This is a genomic window from Campylobacter sp. Cr9, assembly GCF_020138295.1.
GTDB lineage: Bacteria > Campylobacterota > Campylobacteria > Campylobacterales > Campylobacteraceae > Campylobacter_E.
Genome location: NZ_JACGBH010000018.1, coordinates 19,317 through 34,634, shown reverse-complemented (window position 1 = coordinate 34,634; position 15,318 = coordinate 19,317). Strand labels below are relative to the sequence as shown.

The following is a 15,318-nucleotide window of genomic DNA, read 5'->3' as shown; positions in this document are numbered from 1 at the left end:
AAAGAGTGTTTGATTAGGAAGAATAAAAATAGCAAAATAATCACTAAAGTTGCAAAAAATAAAGTTATATTTTGCATTAAAAGTGAATTAAGGGTGGTGTTTAAATCGCTTGTTAGGTTTGTGCTACAAAACTTCCAGCCTATTGTTTTTGAATCGGTGCAAACTGCAGCCTTTTCATCACCTTTAAAACTATAAACTACTGATTTATTATCTTTTAATTTTCCATCAATAATTCTTATAACATCATCTTTTTTAAGCTCTAATTCTTCGTTTGGATGCATTACAAACTCAAGATTTTTGTTGTAAGCAAAAATTGTATTTGTATCAGAAAAATGTAGGGTTAAAACATTGTTTTTAAGTTCTTTAAATGCCATATCTCCACCTATTACTCCTATAACTTTTCCGTTTTTTGTAATTGGTGCTGATATTGTTACAACTTTTTCTTTTAATCTTTCATCAGGATATACTTCGCTACCTAAATACACTTTCTTTTCTCTAATAGCGTCTTTATACCAACCACGGCCTCTAGCATCTTGGGTTTTTACTATATAAGGCTCATCATTAAGGCTTATGTAATAAAACTTGCCATTTTCTTCAAGACCTATAAATAAAGCTGAAAATCCCGAAATACCTAGATTGCTTTTAAGCAAATCGTAAATATTTTCATCAGAATTATTTTCGCTAATCTTATTAGCTAAATTAGGTGCTAATTTGTCAATAAAATTCATTCTTGTATTAAAGTATGAATCAACATAAAGCATTGCGGCATTTAAGCCATTTTCTTTTGCTTTGTTCGTGTAAGCTAAAGAATCATTCCTTGAACTAGAATAATTCACAAAACACAAAATTACAAAGCAAATTACAAGTGGTATAGCAATTAATGCTGGAATTTTGTTTGTAAGTTTCATAAAATCTCTCCTTTTAAAAAAATACATTAATATTACAATTAAAGATTTTCATAATATTTAACGCATAAGAAATTTTAATTTGCCTAGTATAAAGGCAAATTAGCGTTTAAGGAAAATTGTTTATTTTTCTATTTTTAATTAATTTAATGTTTTAATATATAAATAATTTTATAAAATTTCTTTTAATTTATTTGCATTCTTAAGCCATTCATTTAATTTTTCAAAATCATTATTATTCATCATTTCTTTAAACTCATTTAGCTCACTTATAAATCCATCTAAAGCATTTAAAACATTTGCTTTATTTTCTTTAAATACACTTTCCCACATTGCTGGGCTACTTTTTGCAATCCTACTCATATCAGCAAATGAACCACCTGCTAGGTGTAAAATGTTTTTCTTATCTTCACAATCAAGCACATAATTTGCTAAAGAAAAGCTTATAACATGTGGAAGATGAGAGATGATTGCACTATGATGATCATGCGCACTTGCATTCATAAAAGTAATTTTCATTCCGATATTACTTAATAATTCTATGGTTCTATGTTGATGAAATACGCTTGTATGCTCGGTATTGCATAGAACACAAACTGCGTTTTTAAATAAATCAATTTTAGCAGCACTTGGGCCATTATGTTCAGTTCCTGCCATAGGATGAGCTAGTATAAATTGCTCTTTTAATTCATCATTAATTGCGTTTTGTATGCTTTCTTTAGTGCTTCCAAATTCAATAATAGTAGTTGTTTTAGGAATATCTTTTAATTGTTTTATTATTTCAATAATCGCACCAACAGGAACACATAAAAAGATTAAATCACAAGTCTTAATATCTTTAAACTCAATTATTTCATGAACTAAATTAAGCTTTAAGGCTTCTTTTTCATGCTCTTTGTTTAAATCAATGCCATAAACCCCACTTATAAATTTATTTTTCATTAAATTTAGTGCTAGTGAGCCACCTATAAGACCTAAACCTATAACAACTGCTTTCATAACTTATCCTTAATTAAGATTTTTATGGAGTAAATAATATAATATTTTTTTAAAAAAGGAGTTTTATGTTTGATTTTATAGTGATTTTTTCTCATTTATTTACGGCTATTATTTTTGTTGGATATGTGTTTTTTGATGCAATTTTTTTAAGTAATATTAAAAATAATTTAGAGATTAAAAAAGCTTATTTTAAAAACTCAGGAATTATTTATGCTATAAGCTTTTTAATACTTATTGTAAGCGGAATTATCTTAGCTTTTAAAGAATTTGAATTCGTAAATAAGATTGCTTTTATACTTAAAATATCTTTAATTATTTTTATGTTCTTAATAACTATTCTTAGTATTTATTATGTAAAGTTTAAAAATAATAGAGAGCATTTTTTGGTAAAACACTCTCATTTAATAGCTTTGGTTTTATGTTTTTTGATAGTTTTATTAGCAAAACTACTTTTAATGTAGGTCTTTGTTTAGCTTTATAGCTTTTTTGTTAAATCCTACTTGAAGTTTTCCATTTGTTGAGTTTAATCTAAAGTGCAAAGCATTTAGACCTGATAGTTCTTTTGCTTTATAAATACTCTTAGAAAAATCAAAATTAGGATTTGCATTCTTAAGATTATCACACAATAATAATTCAACTTTACTACCTGCTAATATCGCAATTCCTGCATCTATTACACAATCATCGCCTAAAACAATTCCTGTAACACTATTTGCACCTAATAAGCAGCTTTTACCAACGCTAATAGGAGTTCCATCTGTGCCACTTAATACTCCTAAAATACTTGCACCACCACCAACATCACTTCCTGCTCCAACTATTGCCGAGCTTGAAATTCTTCCTTCACACATTACTGAGCCTAGAGTTCCAGCATTAAAATTCACATAGCTTGCACCTGGCATAATTGTAGTTCCATTCGCAAGATGTGCTCCTAATCTTACTTTTGAAGTATCAAGTATTCTTGTATTATCTGCTGGAATTATACTTTGTAAAAATCTTGGGAATTTATCTACAAAATCTATGATAGGATAGGTTTTGCTAAATTTTAATTTTGCTTCATTTTCTCTTAAATATTCTAAATCATAAGGAATATTTCCACTCCATGCAAGATTTTTAAGCAAGCCAAACGCTCCGTTTAAATTAAGCTCTCTAGGTTTAACGAATTGTCTTGATAATAAATGCAATTTTAAATATACACTTGGCATACTTTTAGGAGCTTCATCTTTATTTATAGCTACCAAGAAAAATCTTTCTTGATCTATATTTTCTAAAGCTGCTTTTAGAGTTATTATATTTTCGTGTTTTTTGCCATCATTATTAAAACATTCAAAATGCTTTAATATTTTTTCTAAATTATCTTTTGTAAGTTCTAAAACAAATTCGCTTTCATCTTTGTATTTTGCAAGGTTTAATTCTTTAAAAAATACACTAAAAGTTCCGTAATTTTGTAGATAATTAACATTTGCAAAATCTATATAAATTAGCTCTTTATTTAGCTGTGAAAAATATCCAACACCTACTGCAAACGCAAGTGGTTTGAAAAAATCTTTTTCATTTTGAACGTTTTCGCAAAAACTATTAAAATTATTCATAAATACTCCTTAAATCATATAACTTGTTTGATATAAAGTAATTAGCTCTTTATAAAGGTCTTCATCACTTCGTTTCTCAATAATACCATTGCTTGGAAACAATCCATCATAAATCATTTGAACATTTTTAAATCTATTAGGATGTAAATGTGCTAATAATTTAGCCGATATTTCTTTTCTTACTAAAACGGTTGGTGGAATAAGTCCTGAATGAAGCATTTCTCTAATCATTGAAGAGCGGTATTTTATGTGATGATGTGCTCCATGTGGGCAAGATTTTGTGCTTACCATAACATTACATTTATTGCAGAATACAAACTCAGGTAAGACAATTAATTCAAGTCCACTTTTGCGAGAAAGTTCATCAATTGCTGTGTGAGCTAAATTATTATCATAAAATAAGCCTAAACCTTGGTGATTTTGTCCTATTACAAGCTTATTTGCACCAAATGAACTAGCTAATAAACATTCGTAATTTGGGTCAAGATAAGGGCTAAATAAATCAATATTTTTTAAATAAACTGGAAAAATTCTTTCAAGTGGTAAGAAATTTTTGGCGTAGTATTCAAAGCACTCTCTTTTGGCTTCATAATTTAAAGAATTTGAATCATATCCTTCAACGACAAAAATAATTACTAAATCAGCTTTATCAATAGTCCATCTTAGCATTCTTTCATGAGCTCTTGTAATCGGATCAGCGTTAAGTAATAATGCTGTGATTTTTTTGGCATTATCTTTTGCTATTTTTTTATTTAATGCAAGTTTTACTTTTTTAAATTCATTATCAAATATTTCAATTTTACCTGATAAACAAGGGTTTAATTCCTTACTTAGCTTACAAGTGTTAGCATTAAAAATACTTGTATAAGCCTTATCGTTTTCAAAGGTGCAAGTTTTGGTAATTTTACCGACTATTTTATCGTTTAATTTAAGCACAACTTCTTTATCAAATACGCAATTATTTAGGTTTGAGTTTAGCTCAAAACTAGGAGAAAAGGCTAGGGTACAGGTTGAGATATTTTCGCTTATTGTGTTTGTATTAAAGGCTTTAAATACTTCTTCTTTATTTGGCAAAAACCCGTTTGTATTAAAGGAATTAATCTCAATTAAGCTTAATATACTTAGTTCTTTTTCGCTTATATTTATTTCTTTTATTTTATTTTTTATTAATTCCATATTTTCTCCTTTTTTCCCAAAGTGATTTTCTACTAATTCCTATTTTTTTGCTAAGTTCTGTATCTGAGTAGCTTTTTTGCCAGTTTAAAATCACGTTTTTGATATAATCATCAACCGTTAAAATCTCACCTAAAGCCAAGGTGTTTTCGTTATCTTCTAGCTCAATTATATTAAAGCCTTCAACATCTGCATTTCCGTTTGTATGGAATATAAAATTTTGACCCTTGCTAAGCTTTAAGATTTGCTCTAATTTTGAGCCTTTTAATACTTGAAAATTAGTAAAATATCTAATATCTCTATCACCTACTAATAAGTTATTAAGATTAAAAGAACTGCTTAAGTCAGTAAAATGAATATTTATATTATGTGAAAAAGCATAGTTAAATACATAGCTATCTGCTAATATTTGCTTATTTGTTTTAATTAGGGTTGGAAAAACCATTTTTTTAGCTGCGTGTATTTTTGAATCAATTATTGATTTTATATATCCACTCAAAGCTATATTTTGTGATTTTAATTTATTGTAATTATAAAAATAATTAATTTTTCTAATTAACTCTTCTATCATAAAAGGCTTTTGAATATAATCATAAGCTCCTGCTTCAATTGGCATACTAACAGTATCACTGCTAACATAAGAAACTAGCAGTAAAATTACGCTATTTTTGTGGTTTTGAATAACTTTTATAAAATTTTCTATATTTGTAGATAGTAAAATAACATCATAATATTTGTTTTTTATATCTTTAAATTCATTTGCAACTTCGCAAACATAACCTGCATCATTAAGCTTTAAAGCAATGCTTTGAGCTAAATAAATTTCATTTTCAACTATTAATATCTTCATATTCGCTCCAATCAAATAGTTTCATATTTACAACTGCACTTACGCTAATTCCTTCGCATCGTCCTACAAATCCTAGTCTTTCAGTGGTTGTTGCTTTTATATTAATATTTGTAATGCCTAATTCCGAATTCAAATTCCTTAACATTTCTTGTTTGTATTTTAAAAGCTTTGGCTTTTCAGCACAAATCGTAATATCTGCATTAATTAATTCATAACCATAAGCTTTGCATTTTTCATAAGCTATTTTTAGTAATTGCATAGAATTAGCATTATGATAAGCATCATCATCAGGGCTAAAAGCTTCTCCTATATCTCCTAAACCACATGCGCCTAATATTGCATCAGTTAATGCGTGGGCTACAATATCTCCATCTGAATGTGCTTTAAGAGCAAAATCATCGCTAATTTTTACTCCTGCTAAGATTAATTCATTATTTTTATTATCATCGTTTAATTTATGACCTACATTTGAGTGGCAAAACTCATGCACATCATATCCAAATCCTACGAAAGTTTCTTTACTAGCACTTGCTAGATTTAGTAATTTTAATTTTTTTAAATCACTTTTATTAGTTAATTTAAAGCTTAATTCATCACCTAAAACACATTTAATTTTGCCATTATTTGCTAGTATTGCTGAGCTTTCATCTGTGAAATTTTTTAAATTAGCAGTTTTTAAAGCTTTTGTTTTGCTAATTTGTGGGGTTTGAACTAACTTTAATTCATTTCTATTTAAATAACATTGCTTTTCTTCATTATAAATAGTATCTACAACTTTAATTGCAGGAAATACATTATCATAATCTTTTGCGTGTAAAAATAACTCATTTAAAACTTTTTTACTAACATAAGCTCTTGCAACATCTGTAATTAATACATATTCGCTTTTTACTAATTCTAAGGCATTTTCAATGCTTTCAAATCTTTCTTTACCGCCTTTTACATAGGTATATTTTGGTTCTTTTAATTCATAAAACTTAACTTCATCACAAACTATTATAATTTTTGAAAAATTTGCTAATTTTTCATAAGTTCTTGCAAGGTAAAGCCATAAAGGTTCTTTGTTTATATAAAGATTTTGTTTTTTACAAGCTAAGCCAAATCTAGTAGAATTTCCAGCAGCTAATAAAATTAGCGTTGTATCAAGCATAATCATCCTTAAAATTTAATTTTGTGTTATTTTTTAACAAAATAAAATTAAAACTTATCTAAAATGTAACATTTTTTAATTTTACTTTATACATTTGTTACATATAGTAACATTTATAAGGATACGATTATTTTTTTTGCTGGAATTTGAAATAGGATTTTGTCATTTACAAAATAAGTTTTGTTTAGTTTTTTCTTATGTGCTAAGGCTTTTAGATATTGTTTATTAAATTCTAGAGTAAAATATACAAAATCATCAACTTCATTTATTTCTTTGATTATTGCATAAAATCCATTTTCGCCGTCTTGCTCAAGCTCTATAAAATTTATTTTAAAAATTAAATATATTTCATCAAATACTTTTAAATCCAAATCCTTAAGAGCGTTTATTGAAATATTTACATTGATTAAATCTTGTTCTATTTGGCATACTAGATTTATATAATTTTTATTATTTTTGATTTCTTTTATTTGTGCTTTTAGTTTGTTTTGAGCTGAAGTTTTAAGATTAAAATCATCATTTAATTTATTTTTGAAAATGCAAAATTCATCATATTTATTTAATATTTCTTTGGCAAATTCGCTTAAAACTGAGCCTTGTTTTCTTGAATTATTTAAACATAAAGGCATTTTAGAAGCCTTATTTATTTCATCTAGGCTATCCCAAGCATTTTTGTATGAAATTCCAATATTTTTGGCTGCCTTGCTTATGCTTTTATCAATTTCAATTTGTTTTAAAAGCATAATATGTTTTTTTGTAATTTTGATATTTTCATTTAAAATAAATTCGATTTCTAGATTAATTTTCATATTTTTTTCTTAATTGTTTTTTGTTATTATTTGCCAAAAATACTAAATAGCGAGTAATTATGGTTAAAAAAATATTTCTTATATTTTTAGTGTTTGTTTCTTTAAATGCTAATGATTTTGATGATTTTGAGGCTGAATTTGAACAAAATGAAAGAGTTGATAAATTTTACTCATATAATCGCTTTATGACAGATTTTAATTATGCTGTTTATAATATGAGCTTAAGGCCACTTAGTAATATTTATAATGCAATAACTCCACCCATTGTAAAAAAAGGTGTTAATAATTTTTTTCATAATTTAGGAGCGCCTTTAAGATTTATTAGTTTATATTTTAGTGGGGAATTTAAAGCAGGAACTGCTGAATTAGGAACTTTTTTAGGAAATACAATTTTAGGTTTTGGTGGAATTTTAAGACCTTATAAATATGAAAAAGAAAGTGATTTTGGCCTAATGCTTGCTAGATGGGGAGTGCCTGCTGGAGAGCATATTGTATTGCCATTCTTAGGACCATCAAATGTAAGAGATGCTTTTGCTTTACCTTTTGATTATGCACTAAAGCCTAGTCTTTATTTAACTAATAATGCTAGTATTAGCGTTTCAACTTTAGGACTTGTTGATAAAACAAGTAATAATTATTTGTTGATTAATGAAGCTTATAAAAGCGTAAATCCTTATATAACAATAAGAGATTTTTACGAGAAAAATAGGAAGGAATTAGAATGAAAAAATTACTAATTGTAGTTTTAAGTATTGCTAGTTTATATGCTTATAAATTAGATACTTTTAAAGAAGATATTGCAGTAGATGTTGGTAAAATCCAAGGTATTTTTAAAAGTGAAAGTGTAAATAAAAGCCAAGATTTATTTGAATTATTAAAAGATAATTTAGATATAGACTTAATGACAAAATTAGTTTTATCAAAATATGCTAACGAATTAAGTGCTGAAAAATTAGCAGAATTTAAGGTTATTTTTATCGAGAGATTAAAAAAGGATTTTTCAAGTAAGATTGATTTAGTAAAAGGCAGTAGCTTAGAATTAGTTAGTACAAATATTGATGATAAGAAATGCCAAGCTAATATGAAAGTAGATTACGAAGAGCAAACAAAAGAAATGGTATTTAAGTTTAGAAAAGTTGCAAATGAGTGCAAGTTATATGATATTGATATACTTAATACTAGTTTAATTACAAGTTATAGAGCTCAGTTTTTAGATATTATAAAACAGAGCGGAATTAATGCTTTATTTGAAAAACTTAAATGAATAAAGTAATATCCTTTCTTATAAAATATTCAAAAATTATTTTTATGATAACTCTTGCTACATGCTTAGGGTTATCATATTATTCAACAAAAATTCAAGTAGAAGCAAAATCTACAAGCTTTTTTTTAGAAGACGATAAAGATTTAAAGCTGTTTAATGAAAGTATTAAGACTTTTGGTTCTCAAGATTTTTTAGTATTAGCATATAAAAGCGACAAAGATGTTTTTAACGACATAGCAAAACTTCAAGAAATAGAAAAAAAACTACTTAAAATCAAAGGTATAAAATCAACCCTTAGCATATTAAATGCACCTTTATTTTTAAGCGATGAAAAAAGCATAAATGATGGAGCAAACTTAGTTAAAGCAAAAGAAGAAATTAGCAAAAACGAATTTTATTTAGGTAATTTAGTAAGTAAAGATTTTTTAGTAGCTGATTTTTTAATATTTGCTAATAACCCTGATGAGCTTATAAAAACTCTTAAAGATTTTGCGAATGAAAATGATTTGATTTTAGGTGGAATGAGCGTAATAGCAAGCGATATGATAGCTTATGTTAAATCAGATTTATATGTATATGGAATAGGGCTTTTTGTATTATTATCGTTGGCTATTTTTATATTTTTTAGAAGTTTTTATTTTGTTTTTATATGTATGTTTATATGTTTAATATCTTTATTTAGCACAACGGGAATTTTAGCTTTAATAGGATATAACATTACGGTTATTTCAAGTAATTATGTAGCTTTAGTTTTAATAATAACTATTTCAGTAATTGTGCATTTATTATCACATTTCTCAGAGCTTTTAAATTACAATAAATATAATGATAGAATTACTAATGTAAGACATACTTTATTAGCTAAAGCAAAGCCTAGTTTTTTTGCGATTTTAACAACCGTTGTTGGATTTTTAAGCCTTGTATTTTCAGGGATTAAGCCAATTAGCGAGCTAGGCGTTATGATGAGTATAGGAATAAGTGTAAGCTTGTTTTTATGCTACTTGTTTTTACCTTATTTATTGTTAGCAAAAAAAGATTTTAAAAATGTATATTTTGCAAAAGAGCCAAAAATCTTATTGTTTTGTGCTAAAACTGCGATTTATCATAGAAAAATCGTTTATTTTGTATGCTTAATTATCATAATTTTTGCTAGTATTTCTATACCTAAGTTAAGTGCTGAAAATAGCTTCGTAAATTATTTTAAAGATAGTAGTGACATTAAAAAAGGTCTTTTATTAATTGATGAAAAATTAGGTGGAACCCTGCCTTTAGATGTGATTATTAAATTTAACGATGAAGATGAAAAAGAAGAAGATGAATTTGCTGAGTTTTTAGAAGATAACGATAAGTATTATTTAACCCCTTCAAAGGTTGAAATATTAAAAAAAGTTCATAATTTCTTAAAAGAACAAGAATATGTTGGAAGTGTTTTAAGTCTTTATTCTTTACTTGACTTTGCTAAGACAATAAATAAAGGAAAAGATATAGATGGATTTTTATTAAATATATTACAAAATAACCTTGATGAAAGTACAAAAGCTCAAATAATTTATCCATATTACAATGAAAAAACAAAAGAATTTAGAATAGGAATTAGAATGATTGATAGCGATAAAACGCTAAAAAGAGCTAAATTCTTAAGTGATTTAAAAACTAATCTAGCAAAACTTACTCAAGATGATAATATTAATCTTCAAATAAGTGGAGTAATGGTTCTTTATAATAATATGCTAAGTTCTTTGATTAGCTCACAAGTAGATACTCTTAATTTTGTTATATTAAGTTTATTTGCATTATTTTTAATAATTTTTAGAAATATAAGATTTAGCATCATAGGAATAATTGCTAATTTAATTCCTATCTCACTGCTATTTGCGATAATTGCATTTAGTGGATTAAGCCTTGATTTGATGAGTATTACAATAGCTGCTATTTCAATAGGAATAGGGGTTGATGATATTATTCATTATGTTCATAGATTTAAAGAAGAAATTAAAAGAAAGCCTTTAAATGAAGCAATAATTGCAAGCCATCAAAGTATAGGTTCGGCTTTATATTATACTACTTGCACTATTGTTTTAGGGTTTTGTTTGATGATGAGTTCAAATTTTACCCCTACAATTTATTTTGGCTTACTGACTGTTTTAGTTATGATTTTATTATTATGCGGTTCTTTATTTTTGTTACCATCACTTATTATAAGCTTATATTTTAAGGGATATTTTAAAAATGAATTATCAAAGAAGGATTTAAGTGCTTAAGTTTAATAATATTATTTGGTTATTAAGAAAGAATTTTTTTATTACTTTTATTCTATTAGTTTTAGTTTTATTTTTTAGTTTATATGTCAATTTTACAACGATAAATGATAAATTAACTGATAATAATAAGCTGATTTCACATAGTATCCAAAACTCTATTAAACAGCATCAAATAAGGCTTGATTTATATTCTAAAGCACTTGAAATCAATCCAAGTTTAAAAAAACTTGATTTAAATACTTTTTCGGCATTTTATTATTTAAATGATGCAGGTGAAGTTATTGATAAAGTTAGTATTGATTCAAATGATCCGCTTAAAAAGTTTATTGAAATTAATTCAAAAAAACTATTTGATAAATCAACTTATGTAAGTGAATTAATAGTTACAAAAGACCAAAAAGCTAGCATTTATTTTGCTAAGAAATTAGAAAATAGTAAGTATACATTTTTAGTTGCAAAATTAGAATTATTTGATTTATTAAAAAGTGTAAATAAGTTTAATACGGATTATATTTTAGTAGATTCTTTTGGAAATGTTTTATATTCAAGTGATGTATCAAAATTAGCTTTACTTGAAAATATAAATGAGTTTAATTATTACTGGTACTTATCAGGTGTTTATCAAACAGATAGGAACTTTTCAAATATTATAAAAGAAGTAGAATATAGTGGATTTAATGTAAGAAGTTTTATTTCTATATCTGAATACTTGAATTATTATTTTATAATAAGTGCGTTTTTGCTTATTATTTTAGTAATGTATTTTTGGAATTCATATCTTGATTTTATGCTAATTAGAAAAGGTTTGGTTAAGCAAGTTAAGTATTGTTATGAATTGCAAGGTGCAAGTGATATTGATGAGTTTCAAAATTTTGAATTAATTGAAGGTTCGGATTTAATTGACTTGCAAAAACAAACTGCATTTTCAGTATTAGAATATAAGGATATTAAAAAAGAATATAGAGAATTAGAACAGCGTTTAAGTTCTATGTTTAGTAAAAGCACAATTCCTATGCTTATGATTGACGCTTTTACGGGAAAGATTTTTAAAGCAAATCAATCGGCATTAGATTTTTACAATCAAAAAATTACAAGTATGTCTAAGCTTAATTTATATATGCTAGGTAAAAAAGAGCAAAAAGATTTAACCACTGATCCTATTAATTTTGCGAACAATATGCAAAACTCTATTAAAAATCAAGGTTTTTATATACAAACAGAGCATTATGTAAATGGAGAAGATTTTAAGGAAGTTAAAATATATCCTTTCGTAATGAGATCTGAGAGATTTTGTTATGATATTTTGATGATTTTAGATACCAATATGGTTAGTAAAAGTTACGAAGTTATTAAATCTCAATATGAAGCTTTGGAAAAAAGTTTTATTATTACTATGAATTTTACCTTAAAGGGTGGAAAATTAAAATTTAGAAATTGTAGCAAGAATATAGATAGGATTTTAGGATATTCAGCATCTAGTGTTGTTTATTTTAAAGACCTTTTACATGAAAGAAGCTATCAGTCTTATTTAGAATTTTTAATAAAACTTAAAAACTTAAAAGATAATAGTTTTTCAAATTATTCAAGAGTGATTGAACAAGTATTATATTTAAGACAAAACAATGGAAGATATGCAGAATTTAAAGCAAGTTTTAATATTTCAAAAGATTATAATTATGACAATAAACAATCAAAATTTTTAAATATCATAGCTCATTTAGCATTATTAAGACAAGATTTATTAGATGATGAAGTAAGAGAGCCTATATCTTTTAGTGATATATATAAGCAAACAAACTCAATTATAGGTATATTTGATAAAGATTTTAAATGCTTAAATGCTAATAAAGAACTAAGAGCATTGCTTGGATTAGCAAATACAAATCATCAACTATATTTAAGTGATATGATAGCTAAAAATTACGAGCAAATTGCAAGAAATATGCAAGAAGGTAAAACAAGCACATTAAAAGATATTGTTTATTTAAAAGATATTAATAACATACTTCATTCGTGCAAATTAAGCTATGTGGTTACAAAAAATTCAACAGGTGATAATATATATTGTTTAATTTTTAAAAAAGAATATGATTTAGCAGAATTAGATAATTTTATATTATTTTGTAAAGACAAGAATATAAATAATCTTGATAGCTTATATTGTGATTATTATTACAAAGTTATTGGTGGAAGAATAAACAATAATGAGTCTTTTGATAATTTAAATTATGATAAGTTTTTAAGTAATTTAAATAAAATTAATATTACTAATGAAGAATTAGAAATAAAAGTAAATTATATGAGAGAATTAGTAGAATTAATCAAGCAAAAGAATAGAGATAGAATTATGCAAAAATACGAAAACGGATATAATATTTTTATAGGAGACATTTATGAGTAAAGCTGATATTTTAGTTGGTATTCAATGGGGCGACGAAGGTAAAGGTAAAGTTGTAGATAAGCTATGTGCTAATTATGATTTTGTTTGCAGAAGTGCAGGCGGGCACAATGCTGGTCATACTATTTGGGTTGATGGTGTTCGCTATGCGTTACATTTATTACCTAGTGGTATTTTACATGAGCGTTGTAAGAATGTTATAGGAAATGGTGTTGTTTTAAATCCTGAAGTTTTAATTACAGAAATGGCACAATTTGATAATTTAGAAGGTAGATTGTTTATTAGCGATAGAGCTCACCTTAATTTAAATTATCACGCACAAATAGATATAGCAAAAGAAAAGTTCAAAGGTGATAATGCAATAGGAACGACAGGTAAAGGAATTGGGCCTTGCTATGCTGATAAAATTTCAAGAAGTGGTCATAGAGTATGCGAGCTTTTAGAGCCTGAGAAATTATGCAATGCAATATTAAAAGATTTTGTAATGAATAAACCTTATTTAGATGCTTTAGGAGTTAGTGCTCCTGATGCAAATGAGCTTTTAGCAAACTTAAAGCGCTATAAAGAAATGTTAGCTCCATATATTTGTGATACTACAAGACTTATTTGGAAGGCTTTAGATGAAGATAAAAAAGTATTGCTTGAAGGTGCTCAAGGAAGTTTATTAGATATTGACCATGGAACATATCCGTATGTAACTAGCTCAACTACAATTGCAGCAGGTGCTTTAAGTGGTTTAGGGCTTAGTCCATATGAGGCTGGTAAATCAATAGGAATTGTGAAAGCCTATACTACAAGAGTAGGGCATGGACCATTTCCAACAGAAGATAAAACAGAGCAAGGCGAAAGAATTGGTGAAATAGGCAAGGAAATTGGAGTTAGCACAGGTAGAAAAAGACGCTGCGGATGGTTTGATGCAGTGGCTGTAAGATACACAGCTAGATTAAATGGCTTAAGCGAACTTGCTTTAATGAAATTAGATGTTTTAGAGAATTTTGACAGCATTAAGATTTGTAAAGCGTATGAATATAATGGAGAAATTATTGATTATGTTCCAGCTGATTTAGAAAATGTAAAGCCTATTTATGAAAGCGTTGATGGGTTTGGTAAGATTTATGGTATTAGAAGATATGATGATTTACCTGCAAATGCAAAAAAATATATTGCTAAAATTGAAGAATTAGTAGGCGTAAAAATTAAAATGATTTCAACTTCTCCAGAGCGTGAAGATACTATCATTTTATGAAATTCAAACAAATTTTAAATGTCAAAAAACAGGCTCTGCAAAATGCAGAGCTTGATTTAAATAAAGCAAAACTTAGAAAAAAATCAGTAGAAAACGAATTAGAACTTGTAAAAAACGAAATAAATAAATTAAAAGAGCCAACAACTCTAAATGAAATGGTTTTAGTAAATGATTTTATACAAGTTAATCTTCTAAAACAAAGTCAGTTAAAAGAAAAATTAAACCTTTGCGATAAAGAAATAAGCCATTACAATCATCTTTACAAAAGAGCTTCACTAGATTATGAAAAAATCAAATATTTATACGAAGAAGAATTAAAGCAAAAGAAAAAAGCTTTAGAGAAAAAACAAGCTTTAGAATTAGACGAAATTGCTACAATGAGATTTTTTGCTAATTCACAAAACAATAATTAAATTCCGAATTCAAATTCTTTTTGTTAAATATGAAATTTTCTTTAGTAATATTAAAAACAATATAGCGTTTTAATTTGTGCTCAGTAGAACAAAAATAATTTTTAGAAAAATTAGAATTTTTAAAAAAATCATACACAATTGTCTAAAAACCTAGCAAAAATCGTCGAAAACATCTATTTTTAAAGATAAAAAACCCAAAAAATAAAAATTTTTCCTTTCAGTGGGGGCGGCGAATTTTTAAAAAGTTTAAAAAAATCT

The 15,318-nt window shown here is 26.4% G+C and carries 14 protein-coding genes; 7 read left to right on the top strand and 7 right to left on the bottom strand.

What is annotated here, in order from left to right; translation table 11 throughout:
• Together AVANS14531_RS08230 and AVANS14531_RS08225 are read right to left on the bottom strand one after the other, a co-directional pair.
• The coding region (locus AVANS14531_RS08230; protein ID WP_336612034.1) for a PDC sensor domain-containing protein at positions 1-908 on the bottom strand (908 nt) is incomplete at its 3' end.
• Between the two features lie 168 nt (positions 909-1,076).
• On the bottom strand, positions 1,077-1,904 hold the full coding sequence (locus tag AVANS14531_RS08225; RefSeq protein ID WP_336612033.1) for a prephenate dehydrogenase: 828 nt from the start codon (positions 1,902-1,904) through the stop codon (positions 1,077-1,079).
• 65 nt (positions 1,905-1,969) lie between these two features.
• Between AVANS14531_RS08225 and AVANS14531_RS08220 the strand changes: the two genes are divergently transcribed.
• The gene (locus AVANS14531_RS08220; protein ID WP_336612032.1) at positions 1,970-2,365 is read left to right on the top strand and encodes a trehalose-6-phosphate synthase; all 396 of its coding nucleotides are present in this window, start codon (positions 1,970-1,972) and stop codon (positions 2,363-2,365) included.
• On the opposite strand, the gene AVANS14531_RS08215 is transcribed toward AVANS14531_RS08220, so the two are convergent.
• From AVANS14531_RS08215 to AVANS14531_RS08195, 5 genes are all read right to left on the bottom strand, one after another.
• Positions 2,357-3,496, bottom strand: a complete 1,140-nt coding sequence (locus tag AVANS14531_RS08215; RefSeq protein ID WP_336612031.1) for a tetrahydrodipicolinate N-succinyltransferase N-terminal domain-containing protein — start codon at positions 3,494-3,496, stop codon at positions 2,357-2,359. The two genes, AVANS14531_RS08220 and AVANS14531_RS08215, sit on opposite strands and share 9 nt — an antisense overlap.
• A gap of 9 nt (positions 3,497-3,505) precedes the next feature.
• Entirely contained in the window at positions 3,506-4,672 is a 1,167-nt protein-coding gene (locus AVANS14531_RS08210) for a sulfate adenylyltransferase (protein WP_336612030.1), read from the bottom strand.
• Positions 4,653-5,519 (bottom strand): response regulator, encoded by an 867-nt coding sequence (locus AVANS14531_RS08205; protein WP_336612029.1) that lies wholly within the window; start codon positions 5,517-5,519, stop codon positions 4,653-4,655. The genes AVANS14531_RS08210 and AVANS14531_RS08205 overlap by 20 nt, the downstream gene beginning before the upstream one ends.
• Positions 5,500-6,669 carry a 2-C-methyl-D-erythritol 2,4-cyclodiphosphate synthase gene (gene ispF / locus AVANS14531_RS08200; protein ID WP_336612028.1) on the bottom strand — a complete coding sequence of 390 codons (1,170 nt, stop codon included), beginning with the start codon at positions 6,667-6,669 and terminating at the stop codon, positions 5,500-5,502. Before ispF ends, AVANS14531_RS08205 begins: the two co-directional genes overlap by 20 nt.
• A gap of 113 nt (positions 6,670-6,782) precedes the next feature.
• Positions 6,783-7,478: a molybdenum-dependent transcriptional regulator gene (locus AVANS14531_RS08195; protein WP_336612027.1), complete on the bottom strand. Its 696-nt coding sequence runs from the start codon at positions 7,476-7,478 to the stop codon at positions 6,783-6,785.
• Between the two features lie 59 nt (positions 7,479-7,537).
• Between AVANS14531_RS08195 and AVANS14531_RS08190 the strand changes: the two genes are divergently transcribed.
• From AVANS14531_RS08190 to AVANS14531_RS08165, 6 genes are read left to right on the top strand one after another with little or no spacing between them, the layout of a single operon-like run.
• Positions 7,538-8,203 carry an MlaA family lipoprotein gene (locus AVANS14531_RS08190; protein ID WP_336612026.1) on the top strand — a complete coding sequence of 222 codons (666 nt, stop codon included), beginning with the start codon at positions 7,538-7,540 and terminating at the stop codon, positions 8,201-8,203.
• Positions 8,200-8,742, top strand: coding sequence for an ABC transporter substrate-binding protein (locus AVANS14531_RS08185; protein WP_336612025.1), 543 nt, complete (start codon positions 8,200-8,202; stop codon positions 8,740-8,742). Before AVANS14531_RS08190 ends, AVANS14531_RS08185 begins: the two co-directional genes overlap by 4 nt.
• Positions 8,739-11,003, top strand: coding sequence for an efflux RND transporter permease subunit (locus AVANS14531_RS08180; protein WP_442862408.1), 2,265 nt, complete (start codon positions 8,739-8,741; stop codon positions 11,001-11,003). The genes AVANS14531_RS08185 and AVANS14531_RS08180 overlap by 4 nt, the downstream gene beginning before the upstream one ends.
• Positions 10,996-13,404: a hypothetical protein gene (locus AVANS14531_RS08175; RefSeq protein WP_336612023.1), complete on the top strand. Its 2,409-nt coding sequence runs from the start codon at positions 10,996-10,998 to the stop codon at positions 13,402-13,404. Before AVANS14531_RS08180 ends, AVANS14531_RS08175 begins: the two co-directional genes overlap by 8 nt.
• Positions 13,397-14,647 (top strand): adenylosuccinate synthase, encoded by a 1,251-nt coding sequence (locus AVANS14531_RS08170; protein WP_239816898.1) that lies wholly within the window; start codon positions 13,397-13,399, stop codon positions 14,645-14,647. Before AVANS14531_RS08175 ends, AVANS14531_RS08170 begins: the two co-directional genes overlap by 8 nt.
• Complete coding sequence (locus AVANS14531_RS08165) at positions 14,644-15,060, top strand: flagellar FliJ family protein (protein WP_336612022.1); 417 nt, start codon at positions 14,644-14,646, stop codon at positions 15,058-15,060. Before AVANS14531_RS08170 ends, AVANS14531_RS08165 begins: the two co-directional genes overlap by 4 nt.
• Positions 15,061-15,318: the final 258 nt, after the last annotated feature.

Bases quoted from the DNA above. Each gene is read 5' to 3' on its own strand.
- AVANS14531_RS08225 (WP_336612033.1), bottom strand. From the start codon at position 1,904: ATGAAAGCAGTTGTTATAGGTTTAGGTCTTATAGGTGGCTCACTAGCA.
- AVANS14531_RS08220 (WP_336612032.1), top strand. From the start codon at position 1,970: ATGTTTGATTTTATAGTGATTTTTTCTCATTTATTTACGGCTATTATT.
- AVANS14531_RS08215 (WP_336612031.1), bottom strand. From the start codon at position 3,496: ATGAATAATTTTAATAGTTTTTGCGAAAACGTTCAAAATGAAAAAGAT.
- AVANS14531_RS08210 (WP_336612030.1), bottom strand. From the start codon at position 4,672: ATGGAATTAATAAAAAATAAAATAAAAGAAATAAATATAAGCGAAAAA.
- AVANS14531_RS08205 (WP_336612029.1), bottom strand. From the start codon at position 5,519: ATGAAGATATTAATAGTTGAAAATGAAATTTATTTAGCTCAAAGCATT.
- ispF (WP_336612028.1), bottom strand. From the start codon at position 6,669: ATGCTTGATACAACGCTAATTTTATTAGCTGCTGGAAATTCTACTAGA.
- AVANS14531_RS08195 (WP_336612027.1), bottom strand. From the start codon at position 7,478: ATGAAAATTAATCTAGAAATCGAATTTATTTTAAATGAAAATATCAAA.
- AVANS14531_RS08190 (WP_336612026.1), top strand. From the start codon at position 7,538: ATGGTTAAAAAAATATTTCTTATATTTTTAGTGTTTGTTTCTTTAAAT.
- AVANS14531_RS08185 (WP_336612025.1), top strand. From the start codon at position 8,200: ATGAAAAAATTACTAATTGTAGTTTTAAGTATTGCTAGTTTATATGCT.
- AVANS14531_RS08180 (WP_442862408.1), top strand. From the start codon at position 8,739: ATGAATAAAGTAATATCCTTTCTTATAAAATATTCAAAAATTATTTTT.
- AVANS14531_RS08170 (WP_239816898.1), top strand. From the start codon at position 13,397: ATGAGTAAAGCTGATATTTTAGTTGGTATTCAATGGGGCGACGAAGGT.
- AVANS14531_RS08165 (WP_336612022.1), top strand. From the start codon at position 14,644: ATGAAATTCAAACAAATTTTAAATGTCAAAAAACAGGCTCTGCAAAAT.